Source organism: Mesorhizobium sp. NFR06 (assembly GCF_900115245.1).
Classification (GTDB): Bacteria; Pseudomonadota; Alphaproteobacteria; order Rhizobiales; family Rhizobiaceae; genus Mesorhizobium.
This window is the reverse complement of the sequence record NZ_FOVT01000004.1, coordinates 1-14,708: the sequence shown is the minus strand read 5'-3', so window position 1 is coordinate 14,708 and position 14,708 is coordinate 1. Positions and strand designations below refer to the sequence as shown.

The window sequence follows — 14,708 nt, the reverse complement described above, 5'->3', positions numbered from 1 at the left end:
ACGCATGGCCGGTTTTTTCAAGAAGATATTTTCGTTCGGCAAGAAAGAGGTCGTCGAGGAGCGCGTCGACGAGACCGCCCCGCTGCCGCCGATCCAATGGGACGCTCTGGAGGCGCTGAAGCCGCAAGCCGAGCAGGCTGCCCCGGAAGAGAAGCGTGGCGAGCCCGAAGCCGAAGTTGCGGCGACACCGTCGGACGAGCCAGCGCCTTACTCTCCCCTGGATGGGGCCGCGCCTCAACCTGCACCGGAGGAACCGAAGCCCGAGCCGGCACCGACGATCCCGCCGGCGCCGGAGCCCGTCATTCCCTCCGAACCGGAACCGCTACCGCGGCCGGAACCGGACGAAGAACCGCAACCACCTCCCGAGGCGCCTGAGCCGCCGGCGCCGGAAGAAGTGCCGGTGCCGCCGGTCCAGCCGGAGCCGACACCCGAACCCAAGCCGCAGGAAGTGCCTGCACCGGTGCCGGCAGAGCCGGACATCGTGCCGTCGCGTCCGGAACCGCAGCCTGAGCCGGCGCCGATCGAGGTGCCGACGCCACCCAGCGAAGTTCCGACCGAGACGCCGACGCCGGTGGAAGTGCCGCCATCGACTCCGTCGCCGGAGCAACCAACCTCTGAGGTCGGCGCCGCCCCTCACCCGCCTGCCGGCACCGTCTCCCCGTATAGTGGTGAGGAGAAGGAAGAAGCTCTCCGCCCTCCCCTCGATGGGGAGGGTCGACGCGAAGCGGCGGGGCGGGGTGACAGCGCCGACGCTGGCGCCAGTCACCCCCACCCCCGAGCTGCGCTCGGGACCTCCCCCATCGAGGGGGAGGTAGAGCCGGCGCCTGTTCCGGCGCCGCAACCGAAGCCCTCGCCCGCCGCCGGCAAGGTGACGGTCGCCAAAAAAGTCGAGCAGAAGGCCGAGCCGGTAAAAGCGCCCGAGCCGGCGCCAAGGCGCTCCTGGTTCCAGCGCATGCGCGACGGGCTCGCGCGCTCCTCGCGCGAACTCACCGGCAACATTGCCGGCGTCTTCACCAAGCGCAAATTGGACGAGGACACGCTGCAGGATCTGGAGGACGTGCTGATCCGCGCCGATCTTGGCGTGGAGACGGCGCTGCGCGTCACCGATTCGCTTGCCGCAAGCCGCTACGGCAAGGATGTCTCCGATACGGAAGTCCGCGCCGTGATGGCGGCGGAGGTCGAGAAGGTGTTGACCCCGGTCGCCCGACCGCTCGAGCTCGATCTCAGCCACAAGCCGCATGTCATCCTGGTCGTCGGCGTCAACGGCACCGGCAAGACCACCACCATCGGCAAGCTCGCCGCCAAGCTTACCGAAGGCGGCCTCAAGGTGATGCTGGCCGCCGGCGACACGTTCCGCGCCGCCGCGATCGAGCAGCTGAAAATCTGGGGCGAGCGCACGAAATCGCCGGTCATTGCAACCAAGCTCGGCGCCGATGCCGCCGGCCTCGCCTATGACGCCTTCGAGAAGGCCAAGGAAGCCGGCTCCGACGTGCTGATCATCGACACCGCCGGCCGCCTGCAGAACAAGACCGAGCTGATGGCGGAGCTGGAGAAGATCGTGCGCGTGCTGGGCAAGCTCGATCCGGAAGCGCCGCATACCGTGCTGCAGACCGTCGATGCCACCACCGGCCAGAATGCGCTGAACCAGGTCGAGATCTTCCGCAACGTTGCCGGCGTCAACGGGCTGGTGATGACCAAGCTGGACGGCACGGCGCGCGGCGGTATTCTGGTGGCGATCGCCGCCAAACACCGGCTGCCGGTCTATTTCATCGGCGTCGGTGAGCAGGTCGACGACCTCGAACCGTTTTCCGCCAGCGAGTTTGCGAGAGCGATCGCCGGCGTGGCTTGATTTAGGCGCGATCTCTTGAAATGGCCTGCTTTTCGGCCAGATCATGCGCAAGAAGGACTTTTATGAACATCCTCGAACGCGACCCGACCGACCCACGCCGCAAGCCGGTCAATCCCGGCTTGAAGTTCCTGCTCGAGCTGGGGCCTGGCCTGGTGTTCTTCTTCACCACCATCCGCGGCGAATGGCTCGCCGAAAAATTCCCGATCCTCGCCCATCTCGGCGAGCCGATCCTGATCGCCACGGCATTCTTCATGGTGGCGACCGCGCTTTCGCTCAGCGCCTCGTGGCTGCTGATTCGCAGCCTGCCGCTGATGCCGCTGGTTTCGGCGATCGTCGTCTTCGTCTTCGGCGCGCTCGCCCTCTACCTGCAGGACAAGACCTTCGCCTACATGAAGCCGACGATCATCAATTCGCTGTTCGGCGTCACGCTGCTCGGCGGACTTGCCTTCGGCAGGTCGCTGCTCGGCTACGTCTTCGATTCCGCCTTCCAGCTCGATGCCGAGGGGTGGCGCAAGCTGACCTTCCGCTGGGGATTGTTCTTCCTGTTCCTGGCGGCGCTCAACGAGGTTGTGTGGCGCAACTTTTCCGAGGCGACCTGGCTTTATTTCAAGGTCTGGGGCACCATCCCGATCACCTTGCTGTTCACCTTCAGCCAGATGCCGTTGATCATGCGTCACTCGCTCGAGGAAAAGCCCAAGGAAGAAAAGGCCGGGAATTAAAGCAATTCCGCGAAGGCGCCCGGCGGTTGGGCTCGGTGCCTTTCGCCGTAGTCTTCCGGGCGGAATTGCGTAGACAAGAGGGGGACGGCATGGAATTCCTCGCCACGCAGGACGAGTTGAGAGCGATCTACAAGACGCCGAGGCCGACCGACGGCTCGATCCGCAAGGAACTCAAAGCCCTCGACGGCCACTGTCGTTCCTTCATCGGCAAGAGCCCCTTCGTGCTGATCGGCTCATCCGACGGTGTCGGCAATGCCGACGTCACCCCAAAGGGCGACAAGCCCGGTTTCACCGCCATCCTCGACAACAGCACCATCGCCATTCCCGACCGCCCGGGCAACAATCGGCTGGATACGCTGGAAAACATCGTCCGCAACCCATCGGTCGGGCTGCTTTTCCTCATCCCCGGTATGAACGAGACGTTGCGCGTCAATGGCGACGCCCGCATCACCGTCGATGCAACCCTGCGCGCGCGTCTGGGCGTCGACGGCAAGGAGCCGCAGAGCGTCATCGTCGTCACCGTCAAGGCCGCCTACATGCATTGCGCCAAGGCCTTCATGCGCTCCGACCTGTGGAAGCCGGAGACCTGGTACGACCGCGCGACCCTGCCGACGCTCGGCCAGATCATCCGCGACCAGCTGGCGCTGGCTGAAAGCGCCGGCGAGATCGACCGCGAGCTGGACGACGATTACCGCCAAACCATGTGGTAGGCTTTCTGGACGACTCACTCTTCGTCCGGCTCCCTTGATCGAGATCATCGCCATATCGGGCAGCCTGCGCGCCGCCTCCACCAATTCGGCCTTGGTGGCGGCTTTGGCCGCCAACGTGCCCGCGAACTGCCGCGTCGAGGTTTATGACGGACTGGGCCGGCTGCCTATCTTCAATCCCGACAACGAGGGCGAGCGTACGCCGCCCGAAGCCGCAGAGCTGGTCGACGCCATGACCCGCGCGGACGGCGTCATCGTCTCTTGCCCCGAATATGCCCATGGCGTGCCCGGCGGCATGAAGAATGCGCTGGACTGGCTGGTCTCGCGCGACGCTGCCGTCGGCAAGCCGGCGATGCTGGTGCACGCCTCGCCGCGTTCGCTCTATGCGCGGGCAGCGCTTGCCGAGATCATGCGGACCATGTCGTTCGCGATGTATGAGGAGACGGCGCTGGAGATTGCGCTGCTGGGGAAGAAGCCGGCGGAGGTGGAGGCCATCCTAAGCGAGGACGCGAACCGGCGGGCGATGCGCGAGGCGGTGCAGGCTTTCGCTGGTTTTATTGGTGGGCAAATATAACGTCGCCATCCTAGGGCGGAGCAAGGAGCGAAGCGACGCGCGAAGACCCTACGATCCATGCCGTTACGCTAAGGCGTTGCAACGGTTACGGAATTCTGCATCGCTGCACTCTATGTCGCACGTCACGGAATGGATCCTCGGGGTCAAGCCGGTCAAGCCCGAGGATCACGAATGGAAGGGGCGCTGCCATGCCCTGACCTTGCCGAAGGGGCGCGCCCCTACCCTAGCGTTGCAGCAGCTACCCCTTCCTCCGCGTCTCGACATCGGTCTTGCCGACATACCAGTCGCGGGCATTGACCTCCTCGAACACCACCCAGACGTCGTCATTGCCGAGCCCGGTGGCCTCCATGATGGCCGAGGTCACCTTCCTGGCGATGTCAGCCTTCTTGCCGGCCGGATCGGCAGCGATCACTTCCTTGACGATGCGGATGTTGACGAATGGCATGATGTCCTCCCCTTGGGTTCTGCCGGTTGAGGTCAGGCGACGGTTTGGCAATTTGCTCCGGCAAATCGGATGGCGGTGGTTGCGGGAACCGCAGCGCGGCGGGCGCTGCGGGGATGCGCAGAAAGGCCAGCAGAGGCCAGAGAAGCGCCTGCAGCAGCCTCAATAGGTTTTCGCCCCGTTCACCATCAGCCGCACCATGTAGAGCGAAGTGCTGCCGGCGATGTAGAGGCAGTTCAGCTTGTTGCCGCCGAACACGCAGTTCGCCGTCACTTCCGGCACCTTGACCTTGCCGATCAGCGTCCCGTCCGGGTCGTAGCAGTGGATGCCGTCGGCAGCGCTTGTCCAGATGCGCCCGTCCGAATCGAGCCTCAAACCGTCGAACAGGCCGGCGGTGCAGTCGGCGAACACCTTGCCGCCCGAAACCTTCTTGCCGTGCTTGCCGACATTGAAGACCCGCATATGCGCCGGGTTCTTCTCGCCATGCGTGCGACCGGTGTCGACGACATAGAGCAGGCTCTCGTCCAGCGAGAAGGCGAGCCCGTTCGGCCGCACCATGTCGGTGACGACGGCTTCGACATCGCCGGTATCGGGATCGACGCGATAGACGTTGCAGGCGCCGATCTCGCTCTCCGCCTTGTCGCCCTCATAGTCGGTGTCGATGCCGTAGCTCGGATCGGTGAACCAGATCGAGCCGTCGGACCTGACCACCACGTCGTTGGGCGAGTTCAGCCGCTTGCCTTTCCATTTTTCGGCGATGGTGGTGACCGCGCCGTCATGCTCGGTGCGGCTGACGCGGCGGCCGGAATGCTCGCAGGTCACCAGCCGGCCCTGCCGGTCGACCGTGTTGCCATTGGAATTGCCGGACGGCTGGCGGAACATGCTGACGCTGCCGTCGGTCTCGTCATAACGCAGCATGCGGTTGTTGGGGATGTCGGACCAGACGACATAGCGGCCGGCGGCGAACCAGGCCGGCCCTTCCGCCCACCGGCATCCGGTGAACAGCTTTTCCACCTGCGCGCTGCTGTTGAACAGGCGCCCGAAGCGAGGGTCGAGAACTTCGTAATAATCTGCGGCCGCCATGCATTCCTCCCGGCATCACGTGACGGTGGATCAAGCCAGCCCCTAACCGATCTGGCAAGACGTGGTCCCCGCAATTTGTAAGACAAAACGGATGAGAATCGCGTGAAGCGCGGTCGGTGCGGGCTCCGCGTGCGGCGTATGGGCCTTTAGGCTTCGGTTAACCGGCTATGCGCTGGCTGCAATGGTGCATTGCAACATCTTTCTTTTGCATCGCACCATTCCTATGTCATGCTGGCAATCGCCAGGGAGGAACAACCGGCCGCGCCAATGCGGCATAGAAGGAGCCCTGTCACCATGTTCGACAACCTCGTCTCCCGCGCCCGCGCCAGCATGGCCAAGCGCCGCCACTACAACCGTCTCGTCGCCGAAATCGAGAACCTGTCGGGCCGCGATCTCGCTGATCTGCGCGCCGACCGTTCCGAGATGCTCTACCAGGTCCGCAAGCAGATCTACGGCTGAGTTTTTCGGGACGACCTGTCACCTTCGTCCTTGGGCGTAGCGACGCGAAGCGGCGCGAAGACCCAGGGATCCATGCCGTGACTTTGGAGCGCCGCAGCGGTGCGGGTCTGTGATTCCGCACACTGGTCGCGCGTCTATCCTGGACCGTCTCATTCTTCGGTCAACGTCACGGAATGGATTCCAGGGTCTGCGCCGCGTCGCTCCGCTCCTTGCTTCGCCCTGGAATGACGACTTAAAGGAGGTCGCCTTAGCCTGGCGCCGCGAGTGCCTTCTCGACCTGCGGCAGCAGCAGGTACCGCACCGATTCCGCCGTCAGCGGCCCGACATGCTTGTAGGCTATTCTGCCGTCCTTGCCGATGACGAAGGTCTCCGGCACGCCATAGACGCCCCAATCGATCGCCGCGCGTCCGCCAGGGTCGACGCCGATGGCCTGATACGGATTGCCGAGATCGCCGAGGAAGCGGCGGGCATTTTCCGCTTCATCCTTATAGTTCAGCGCGGCAAGCGTGAAGCGCTTGTCCTGCGACAGGCCGAGCAGCACCGGATGCTCTTCGCGGCACGGCGCGCACCACGACGCGAACACGTTGACCAGCGTCACCTTGCCGGCGAAGTTTTTCGAATCCAGCCCCGGCAGGCTCACCCCTTCGAGCGGCGGCAGGTTGGTCTGCGGCGCCGGCAGGCCGATCAAGGCCGAAGGGATTTCCGAGGCGTCGCGGCCCGAGAGAAGCTGCGACAGGAACAGCCCCGCCAGCCCCAGGAACACCAGCAGCGGCAGAAGCACGAACAGGCGGCGGCGCGGCGCCGGAACTTCGCTTTCCATGCTCATGATTTGACGGCCTTGTCGGAGCGCCGCCGCACGCCGGCGGCTTGAAGCGCCGCGAGCTCGCGCTTGCGGGCCCGCTGGTCGAGCAGGATCCAGCCGATCAGCCCGGCCAGCACGACGGCCGTGATGGCATAGGCGGCGGTGACGAAGAGGGCGTGCGCGCTCATATCGGCCGCTCTCCGGTCGCACGCTTCAAGCCTGCCATGCCAGTCTGTTCGATCATGTCTTCCCTTAACCTAACACCTAACGGCCCGCAATTTGCCGCGGTGCCGCAGTGAACGTCCTCGTCGCCTCAGGGGTCTGTTGAGATTCAGGTCAGGCCGAGCCGAAAATGGTGGATTCCGAGAACCGGAGCGGAGCGTACTTTTCGTACGTGAGCACCGGAAGCGCAGGAAGCCGCCATTTGCAGGCCGGCATCACCTGAATCTCGACAGACCCTAATCCGTCCCGTGCCGCAGTGCCAGTGCCGCCGCCAGCGGGCCGAGCACGGCAAGAAACAACGTCAGCGCGGCAAGAATGAGGAAGGGCTGCAGGAACGGCGCCGGATTGGCGACGGCGCCGTAGCTGGCCGAAACACCGAAAATCAGCACCGGAATGGTGAGCGGCAGCACCAGCACCGAGATCAGCAGCCCGCCGCGCGGCAGCGCCACCGCCACTGCTGCGCCTGCGGCACCGATGAAAGTGATCGCCGGCGTGCCTATGAGAAGCGTCAGCGCCGTGGCGCCGATGCCCAACGGCTCCATGTTCATGAACAGGCCGAGCAAGGGTGCGGCGACGACCAGCGGCAGCACGCTGCCCGTCCAGTGCGCCAGGCACTTCATCAGCACCGTCAGCGCCAAGATGTGGCGGTCGCTGTTGAGCACCAGCAGGTCGAGCGAGCCGTCCTCGCGATCGGCCTGGAACAGCCGGTCGAGGCCGAGCAGGCAGGCGAGCAGAGCGGCGATCCACAGGATCGCAGGGCCGATGCGAGACAGAAGGTTGAGATCGGGGCCGACGCCAAACGGGATGGTAACGATCACCGCCAGGAAGAAAATAACGCCGATCAGCGCCCCGCCGCCGGCGCGGATCGAAAGGCGGATATCGCGCAGGAAGAGGGACCACATTATGAGGCGGCCCCTCTTTTAGGTAGGCGTTCCTTCGCGCCCCCCTCTGTCCTGCCGGACATCTCCCCTACAAGGGGGGAGGTTGGCTGTTTCGGCGCCCCGCCGAATCGTCCGACGCTGTTAGTTGGCGAAACCGCCAGCGGCGTCTGATCTCCCCCCTTGTGGGGGAGATGGCCGGCAGGCCAGAGGAGGGCGCCGTAGAGCATCGACATCAAAGCCCTACCGCCATTTGCAACGCCTTCGCCCCCTCGATCCCCAGCGGCAGGTGCGTCGCCGCCACCACGATCCCTCCATCCTGCAGATGCCCGCGCATCAGCCCCGCGAACCGCTCCTCCGACGCCTTGTCCAGCCCAGCCGTCGGCTCGTCGAGCAGCCAGACCGGCCGGCGGCTGACCAGAAGCTTCGCAATCGACGCGCGCCGTCTTTGCCCGGTCGAGAGGTAGCCTAACGGCAGATGCCCAAGCCCGCCAAGCGCCACTTTCTCCAGCGCCTCCTCGACGCTCAGCGCCGGTTCGCCCTGGAAGGCGCGCCAGAAGCCGAGGTTCTCCTCGACGCTGAGCGCCGTCTTCATCGCATTGAGATGGCCGAGATAGTGCGATGCCGAGGCAACCGTCGGGAAAGCCTCGCCGCCGCCTTCGACAAGCACTTTGCCCCCAGCCGCCGGCAGCAATCCGGCGACCACCCTGAGCAGCGTCGATTTGCCCGCGCCGTTCGGTCCGGTGACGATGAGCGCCTCGCTTTTTTCAAGCGCGAAGCCGATGTTGGAAAAAACCGTCTCGCCGCCGCGCTCGCCGCCCAAATTTTCGGCGATCAGCCGCATTCTTTGCCCGTCCCGAAAGCACTGTTGCGCGCCCGTCCCCGGCTCACGCAAATTCGTCCTTCGACTGTCTAGAACTATTCCAGGAAATTCTCTATATGCGGTTCATCCGTGCCAGCGGTCGGCGCGGGAACAGGATTAGCGCCGAACCAGCGCACGCGCCGCCTTGAACGGCTCGGGTTGCTTGGGAGCGGACAGCGGAAATGGCCGTACCCGCACCTTTGCGCGTGATTGCATGCCAACGGCGTCCGTTCCCTTTCAGGCTGAACAGACAAGGACGGATCGCCGTGACGAAATCCCTCGACAGTTTCAATTGCCGCCGCACCCTGACCGTGGGTGGCGCGGACTATGTCTATTTCGACCTCGTTGAGGCCGAGAAGAACGGCCTCACCGGCATCGCCCGGCTGCCCTATTCGATGAAGGTGCTGCTGGAGAACCTTCTGCGCAACGAGGATGGCCGCTCGGTCACCAGGGAATCGATCCAGGCGGTCGCCGCCTGGCTGACCGACAAAGGCACCGCCGGCGTCGAGATCGCCTATCGCCCGGCCCGCGTGTTGATGCAGGATTTCACCGGCGTGCCGGCGGTGGTCGACCTCGCCGCCATGCGCGACGGCATAAAGGCGCTCGGCGGCGATCCGGAAAAGATCAATCCGCTGGTGCCGGTCGACCTCGTCATCGACCATTCCGTCATCGTCGACGAGTTCGGCACGCCGATGGCCTTCGCCCGCAATGTCGAGCTCGAATATGAGCGCAACGAGGAACGCTACAAGTTCCTGAAATGGGGCCAGCAGGCCTTCCGCAACTTCCGCGTCGTGCCGCCCGGCACCGGCATCTGCCACCAGGTCAATCTCGAATATCTTGGGCAGGTGGTGTGGACCAACGCAGATGACGGCGAAACCACCGCTTATCCCGACACCTGCGTCGGCACCGATTCGCACACCACCATGATCAACGGCCTTGGCGTGCTCGGCTGGGGCGTCGGCGGCATCGAGGCCGAGGCGGCGATGCTCGGCCAGCCGGTCTCCATGCTGCTGCCGGAAGTCATCGGCTTCCGCCTCACCGGCAGGCTCAAGGAAGGCGTCACCGCCACCGACCTCGTGCTCACCGTCACCCAGATGCTGCGCAAGAAGGGCGTCGTCGGCAAATTCGTCGAGTTCTTCGGCCCCGGCCTCTCCAACATGACGCTGGCCGACCGCGCCACCATCGGCAACATGGCGCCCGAATATGGCGCGACCTGCGGCTTCTTCCCGGTAGACTCGGAGACGATCCGCTACCTCACCATGTCGGGCCGCGAGGAAAGCCGCATCGCGCTGGTCGAAGCCTATTCGAAGGCGCAGGGCATGTGGCGCGATACCGGCTCCGCCGATCCGGTCTTCACCGACCTGCTCGAGCTCGACCTCGGCGACGTCGTGCCGTCGATGGCCGGTCCGAAGCGCCCCGAGGGTCGCGTCGCCCTCCAGGATATCCCGGCCGGCTTCGCCAAGGCGATGGAGACCGAATACAAGAAGGCCGCAGAGATTTCGAAGCGCTATGCCGTCGAAGGCACCGGCTATGATCTCGGCCATGGCGACGTCGTCATCGCCGCCATTACCTCCTGCACCAACACCTCGAACCCGAGCGTGCTGATCGGCGCCGGGCTCTTGGCGCGCAACGCCAACCGGCGCGGCCTCAAGCAGAGGCCGTGGGTGAAAACCTCGCTCGCTCCCGGCAGCCAGGTGGTAGCCGAATATCTGGAAAAGTCCGGCCTGCAGAAGGAGCTCGACCAGATCGGCTTCAACCTGGTCGGTTTCGGCTGCACCACCTGCATCGGCAATTCCGGCCCGCTGCCGGGGCCGATCTCCAAGACCATCAACGATAAGGGCCTGATTGCCGCCGCGGTGCTCTCCGGCAACCGCAATTTCGAAGGCCGCGTCTCCCCCGATGTGCAGGCAAACTACCTCGCCTCGCCGCCTCTGGTGGTGGCGCATGCGCTGGCCGGTACCGTCACCAGGGACTTGACCGTCGAGCCGCTCGGCGAGGGCAGCGACGGCAAGCCGGTCTATCTCAAGGACATCTGGCCGACCTCGGTCGAGATCCAGGAGTTCATCGAGAAGAACGTCACCCGCGAGCTTTTCGCCCGCAAATATGCCGACGTCTTCAAGGGCGACGAATACTGGCAGAAGGTCAAGGCGCCGGAGGGCCAGACCTATGCCTGGGACGATCACTCGACCTATGTGCAGAACCCGCCCTATTTCGCCGGCATGGGCCGCTCCTTCGGCAAGGTCGGCGACATCAAGGGCGCGCGCGTGCTTGGCCTGTTCGGCGACAAGATCACCACCGACCACATCTCGCCGGCGGGTTCGATCAAGGCCGCCTCGCCGGCCGGCAAGTATCTTACCGAGAATGGCGTCGGTGTTGCCGACTTCAACCAGTACGGCACGCGGCGCGGCAACCATGAGGTGATGATGCGCGGCACCTTCGCCAACATCCGCATCCGCAACCACATGCTGGGCGAGAACGGCCGCGAGGGCGGTTACACGATCCACTACCCTTCGAAGGAGGAGATGTCGATCTACGACGCCGCGATGGAATACAAGAAGGACGGCGTGCCGCTGGTCATCTTCGCCGGCGTCGAATACGGCAACGGCTCCTCGCGCGACTGGGCGGCCAAGGGAACGAACCTCCTTGGGGTCCGCGCGGTCATCGCCCAGTCCTTCGAGCGCATCCATCGTTCGAACCTGGTCGGCATGGGCGTCATCCCCTTCGTCTTCGAGGACGGCACCTCATGGGCCTCGCTGAACCTCAGGGGCGACGAGCTGGTCGAGATCGACGGGCTGGACGCGATCAAGCCGCGCCAGAAGATGGTCGCCAAGGTCACCTTTGGCGACGGCACGGTGAAGAACCTGCCGATCATCTGCCGCATCGATACGCTGGATGAGCTCGACTACTTCAAGAACGGCGGCATTTTGCAATACGTGCTGCGCGACTTGGCTGCTTAACAGCAGCCAGGGATTAGGGCTTAGGCAGTAGGCAGTAGGGAACGGAGTACCTACTGCCTACTGCCTTGCCTTCGGCTCCGAACCGCGTCGTCGCCGCCAGCAGCACGGCAAGCATCAGCGCATTGAAAATGTGCCAGAGGAAATGCGTGCCGAGCGGAAAGCCGGCGCAGACCAGCGGGTCGATCATCCGGCAGATGACCGAAACCACGAAGATTGCCGATCCGGTCAGATTGTACCAGCCGGCCCGGTTGCCGCTGGCCGCCACCCACACCCCGAAGACGGCGAGCGCCAGGAACGGCGGCAGGTAATTGGTCGTGCCGTTCGACGCGCCTGGTGCAGCCAGTCCGGCACGGCAAAGGTGATCAGGCCGGCGATGGCGTAGAAGACGACGAAGACGAGCATCGCCTTGCCCCATTCCATGCCGAGGAAGCGACGCAGGTTGAACAGCGTGTGGGCGAGCGTGAAGCCGGCGATCGGCAGGATGTCGGCCCAGATCGTGCCCTTGGTGGCGAAGGTGTGGAACACGGTCGAGCCAATGCCGATCGCCGCCACCCACCAGGCCAGAACTTCTGCGAAGCTGCCGGCCTCGTGTCGCCGAACCAGCAAGACGCCCACAGTCCCACGGCAATGAAAGCCAGATTGGTCAAAGCATTAGCCGGCTCGGCCCAAAGTCCAGGTCCGGTCCGTTCGTAATAGAGATCGACCGGGGTCAGGAAAGTTTGCCACATGATGAGGATGCCGCCGCCGAATCGAACCGCGCCTTGAAATGCAATGGCCTCTCCTATTGCGGCCTTACCTGCGGTTGCAACAGCAAATTTCACCGCAACGTGACTTCCCGTTGACTGTCGCTTCTGCCACATATTTTAGCAATCAGAACAAGGCCGGCGTCACCGGCGGGAATTGGAAAAGTCATGGCATCTCGAGGACGATTGCGGCTTGCGGCAGTGGCGCTGGCCCTTACGGCGTTGGGCGGCGTGGGCCTTGCAGCCGAGCCTGAGAAGGCCGTGACCAGCAAGGCTCAAAGCGAAAAACCTTTGGGCGTGGTCGAACTGTTCACCAGCCAGGGCTGCAGTTCCTGTCCGCCGGCCGACGTGTTCTTCGCCGAGCTTGCCGGCAAGGACGACATCATCGCGCTCGCCTACCACGTCAATTACTGGGACTATCTCGGCTGGCAGGACACGCTGAGCACCAAGGAAAACACCGAGCGCCAATATGACTATATGCGCGCCTTCGGCAGCCGCTCGGTCTACACCCCGCAAGCCGTCATCAACGGCCGCAGTCACGTCAACGGCGCCAGCCGCAAGGATGTCGACGGTGCGCTGGCCCGGATGGACAGGACCGGCGAGGGCATGCGCGTCGGCATCAAGGTGAGCCGCACCAGCGACCGCGTCATGATCGATGCCGGCGACGCCGGCAACGGTCCGGCCGACGCCCATGTTGTGATCGTCTATTTCGATCCGCCGCAGATGGTGAAGATCGGCCAGGGCGAGAACAGCGGCCGCAGCCTGACCTACTGGAACGCCGTTTCCGACATCCAGATCGCCGGCATGTGGCACGGCAAGGCGCAGCGCTACGAATTGCCGATGACCGAAATCGCCAAGAAGGGCGGCTGCGCGGTGCTGCTGCAATCCGTCGGCAAGGACGGCATGCCCGGACCGATCCTGGGCGCCGCCTTCATCCGCAAACCCGATCGCCTTTAGCGGGCGCTCCCTTTCCTTCTCCCACAGGGGGAGAAGGTGGCTCGGCGCGCAGCGCCGAGACGGATGAGGGGTATTCCAGCTTGACGTTCGCCACCAGCGCCGCATCGTGCCAGATCGCCAAGTGCCTCATTCCTTCCAGCACCCCTCATCCGGCCGCTTCGCGGCCACCTTCTCCCACAAGGGTGTTTGGACCGGGGACATCGCGAACAGGTGTGCGAGGACATCGCGAACAGTTTTGCGCGTTTTGCGCGAGGGGGTTCGGGATGCCATTCGAGGCCAAAAGCGTGATGAGCCAGAAAGAAGAGTTCGTGAGATTGGCGCTGGCGCCTGGCGCTAATGTGAGCGCGTTGTGCCGACGCTTCGGCATTGGTCGGACCTGTGGTTACAAGTTGCTTTCGCGCTATCGGATGGAAGGCGCGGCAGGCCTGGCGGAGCAGTCTCGGCGACCACTGTCGAGTCCGGCACGCAGTGCGCGGGAGGTGGAAGCAGCAGCCGTTTCGGTGCGTGTGGCGCATCCAGCCTGGGGTGGGCGCAAGATCGCGCGGGTGCTTGCCCGCGAAGGTATCGGCACGCCGGCGGCTTCGACGGTCACCGGGATCCTGCGCCGCAACGGTATCGAGCTGGGGGCTTTGGGCGGCGGAGCCCAGCCTTTCATTCGCTTCGAGCATGCCGCCCCCAACCACCTGTGGCAGATGGACTTCAAGGGCCACGTTGCCTTGCGCGCCGGCCGGCTGCATCCGCTTACCGTGCTCGACGACCATTCGCGCTTCTCGATCGCGCTGTCGGCCTGCGCCGACCAGACCACCGAGACCGTAAAAGCCCGGCTGATCGCCGCCTTCCGTCGCTATGGCCTGCCATGGCGCATCGCCACAGATAATGGCCCGCCCTGGGGCGATGGCGGCCGCAACGACTTCACCTTGCTCACCGTCTGGCTGATCGAGACTGGCATTGCCGTCAGCCACTCCCGGCCTTGCCATCCGCAGACGCTCGGCAAGGACGAGCGCTTCCATCGTTCGCTCAAGGCCGAGGCATTGCAGGGACCGCCCTTCGCCAATCTCGCCGAGGCTCAGGATGCATTCGACCAGTGGCGCCACGTCTACAACGCCCAGCGTCCCCACGACGCGCTGGACGGCGGCGTGCCGCTCGATCGCTACCAGGCCTCGCCACGCCAGTATCGCGAAACTGTCGAGCCGTTCGAATATGCCAAGGACGATCTCATCCGCCGCGTTCAGCAGCACGGCTTCGTCTCCATTCTCGGCCGAACCATACGCTTGCGCCGGGCCTTCGCCGGAAAGTCTGTCGCTTTCCGCCCCACCGCCACCGACGGCGTCTTCGACGCCTGGTTCAGACATCAGAAAATAGAAACCATCGACCTCAACACCTTGGTCCGATAGCATGCAAAACTGTTCGCGATGTCCTCGCACACCTGTTCGCGATGTCCCCGGTCCAAACAA

14 protein-coding genes and 1 pseudogene are annotated in these 14,708 nt (G+C 64.5%); 8 read left to right on the top strand and 7 right to left on the bottom strand.

Annotated elements, in window-relative coordinates; translation table 11 throughout:
• The first annotated feature begins 4 nt into the window (after positions 1-4).
• The 4 genes from ftsY to F3H96_RS08895 all read left to right on the top strand — a co-directional run bounded on the left by ftsY (position 5) and on the right by F3H96_RS08895 (position 3,849).
• Positions 5-1,849: a signal recognition particle-docking protein FtsY gene (gene ftsY, locus F3H96_RS08910; RefSeq protein WP_149791583.1), complete on the top strand. Its 1,845-nt coding sequence runs from the start codon at positions 5-7 to the stop codon at positions 1,847-1,849.
• A gap of 62 nt (positions 1,850-1,911) precedes the next feature.
• On the top strand, positions 1,912-2,568 hold the full coding sequence (locus F3H96_RS08905; RefSeq protein WP_149791582.1) for a septation protein A: 657 nt from the start codon (positions 1,912-1,914) through the stop codon (positions 2,566-2,568).
• A gap of 89 nt (positions 2,569-2,657) precedes the next feature.
• Entirely contained in the window at positions 2,658-3,278 is a 621-nt protein-coding gene (locus tag F3H96_RS08900) for a pyridoxamine 5'-phosphate oxidase family protein (protein WP_149791581.1), read from the top strand.
• A gap of 34 nt (positions 3,279-3,312) precedes the next feature.
• A complete protein-coding gene (locus F3H96_RS08895) occupies positions 3,313-3,849 on the top strand; it encodes an NADPH-dependent FMN reductase (protein ID WP_149791580.1) in 537 nt (178 codons plus the stop codon).
• Positions 3,850-4,087: 238 nt separating this feature from the next.
• Here the strand turns inward: F3H96_RS08895 and F3H96_RS08890 are convergent, their stop codons facing one another.
• Positions 4,088-4,294 (bottom strand): 4-oxalocrotonate tautomerase family protein, encoded by a 207-nt coding sequence (locus tag F3H96_RS08890; protein WP_149791579.1) that lies wholly within the window; start codon positions 4,292-4,294, stop codon positions 4,088-4,090.
• A 159-nt stretch (positions 4,295-4,453) separates the two neighbouring features.
• Complete coding sequence (locus F3H96_RS08885) at positions 4,454-5,374, bottom strand: SMP-30/gluconolactonase/LRE family protein (RefSeq protein WP_149791578.1); 921 nt, start codon at positions 5,372-5,374, stop codon at positions 4,454-4,456.
• 294 nt (positions 5,375-5,668) lie between these two features.
• Between F3H96_RS08885 and F3H96_RS08880 the strand changes: the two genes are divergently transcribed.
• Entirely contained in the window at positions 5,669-5,833 is a 165-nt protein-coding gene (locus tag F3H96_RS08880; protein ID WP_149791577.1) for a hypothetical protein, read from the top strand.
• A 247-nt stretch (positions 5,834-6,080) separates the two neighbouring features.
• On the opposite strand, the gene F3H96_RS08875 is transcribed toward F3H96_RS08880, so the two are convergent.
• The 4 genes from F3H96_RS08875 to ccmA all read right to left on the bottom strand — a co-directional run bounded on the left by F3H96_RS08875 (position 6,081) and on the right by ccmA (position 8,579).
• The gene (locus F3H96_RS08875; RefSeq protein ID WP_149791576.1) at positions 6,081-6,659 is read right to left on the bottom strand and encodes a DsbE family thiol:disulfide interchange protein; all 579 of its coding nucleotides are present in this window, start codon (positions 6,657-6,659) and stop codon (positions 6,081-6,083) included.
• Complete coding sequence (gene ccmD, locus F3H96_RS08870) at positions 6,656-6,823, bottom strand: heme exporter protein CcmD (protein ID WP_149791575.1); 168 nt, start codon at positions 6,821-6,823, stop codon at positions 6,656-6,658. Before ccmD ends, F3H96_RS08875 begins: the two co-directional genes overlap by 4 nt.
• 270 nt (positions 6,824-7,093) lie before the next feature.
• Positions 7,094-7,759 carry a heme exporter protein CcmB gene (ccmB, locus tag F3H96_RS08865; protein WP_149791574.1) on the bottom strand — a complete coding sequence of 222 codons (666 nt, stop codon included), beginning with the start codon at positions 7,757-7,759 and terminating at the stop codon, positions 7,094-7,096.
• 211 nt (positions 7,760-7,970) lie between these two features.
• Complete coding sequence (gene ccmA, locus F3H96_RS08855; RefSeq protein WP_149791573.1) at positions 7,971-8,579, bottom strand: heme ABC exporter ATP-binding protein CcmA; 609 nt, start codon at positions 8,577-8,579, stop codon at positions 7,971-7,973.
• A gap of 284 nt (positions 8,580-8,863) precedes the next feature.
• Between ccmA and acnA the strand changes: the two genes are divergently transcribed.
• Entirely contained in the window at positions 8,864-11,554 is a 2,691-nt protein-coding gene (gene acnA, locus F3H96_RS08850; RefSeq protein ID WP_149791572.1) for an aconitate hydratase AcnA, read from the top strand.
• A 13-nt stretch (positions 11,555-11,567) separates the two neighbouring features.
• On the opposite strand, the pseudogene F3H96_RS08845 reads toward acnA, so the two are convergent.
• Positions 11,568-12,282: pseudogene (locus tag F3H96_RS08845) on the bottom strand (ceramidase domain-containing protein).
• 183 nt (positions 12,283-12,465) lie between these two features.
• On the opposite strand from F3H96_RS08845, the gene F3H96_RS08840 reads away from it, so the two are divergent.
• Together F3H96_RS08840 and F3H96_RS08835 are read left to right on the top strand one after the other, a co-directional pair.
• Positions 12,466-13,254 carry a thioredoxin family protein gene (locus F3H96_RS08840; RefSeq protein ID WP_149791571.1) on the top strand — a complete coding sequence of 263 codons (789 nt, stop codon included), beginning with the start codon at positions 12,466-12,468 and terminating at the stop codon, positions 13,252-13,254.
• Positions 13,255-13,517: 263 nt separating this feature from the next.
• Entirely contained in the window at positions 13,518-14,648 is a 1,131-nt protein-coding gene (locus F3H96_RS08835) for an IS481 family transposase (protein WP_149791570.1), read from the top strand.
• Positions 14,649-14,708 lie beyond the last annotated feature (60 nt).

Excerpts from the sequence above, each read along its gene's own strand:
- ftsY (WP_149791583.1), top strand. The coding sequence starts at position 5 with ATGGCCGGTTTTTTCAAGAAGATATTTTCGTTCGGCAAGAAAGAGGTC.
- F3H96_RS08905 (WP_149791582.1), top strand. The coding sequence starts at position 1,912 with ATGAACATCCTCGAACGCGACCCGACCGACCCACGCCGCAAGCCGGTC.
- F3H96_RS08900 (WP_149791581.1), top strand. The coding sequence starts at position 2,658 with ATGGAATTCCTCGCCACGCAGGACGAGTTGAGAGCGATCTACAAGACG.
- F3H96_RS08890 (WP_149791579.1), bottom strand. The coding sequence starts at position 4,294 with ATGCCATTCGTCAACATCCGCATCGTCAAGGAAGTGATCGCTGCCGAT.
- F3H96_RS08885 (WP_149791578.1), bottom strand. The coding sequence starts at position 5,374 with ATGGCGGCCGCAGATTATTACGAAGTTCTCGACCCTCGCTTCGGGCGC.
- F3H96_RS08880 (WP_149791577.1), top strand. The coding sequence starts at position 5,669 with ATGTTCGACAACCTCGTCTCCCGCGCCCGCGCCAGCATGGCCAAGCGC.
- F3H96_RS08875 (WP_149791576.1), bottom strand. The coding sequence starts at position 6,659 with ATGAGCATGGAAAGCGAAGTTCCGGCGCCGCGCCGCCGCCTGTTCGTG.
- ccmD (WP_149791575.1), bottom strand. The coding sequence starts at position 6,823 with ATGAGCGCGCACGCCCTCTTCGTCACCGCCGCCTATGCCATCACGGCC.
- ccmB (WP_149791574.1), bottom strand. The coding sequence starts at position 7,759 with ATGTGGTCCCTCTTCCTGCGCGATATCCGCCTTTCGATCCGCGCCGGC.
- ccmA (WP_149791573.1), bottom strand. The coding sequence starts at position 8,579 with ATGCGGCTGATCGCCGAAAATTTGGGCGGCGAGCGCGGCGGCGAGACG.
- F3H96_RS08840 (WP_149791571.1), top strand. The coding sequence starts at position 12,466 with ATGGCATCTCGAGGACGATTGCGGCTTGCGGCAGTGGCGCTGGCCCTT.
- F3H96_RS08835 (WP_149791570.1), top strand. The coding sequence starts at position 13,518 with ATGCCATTCGAGGCCAAAAGCGTGATGAGCCAGAAAGAAGAGTTCGTG.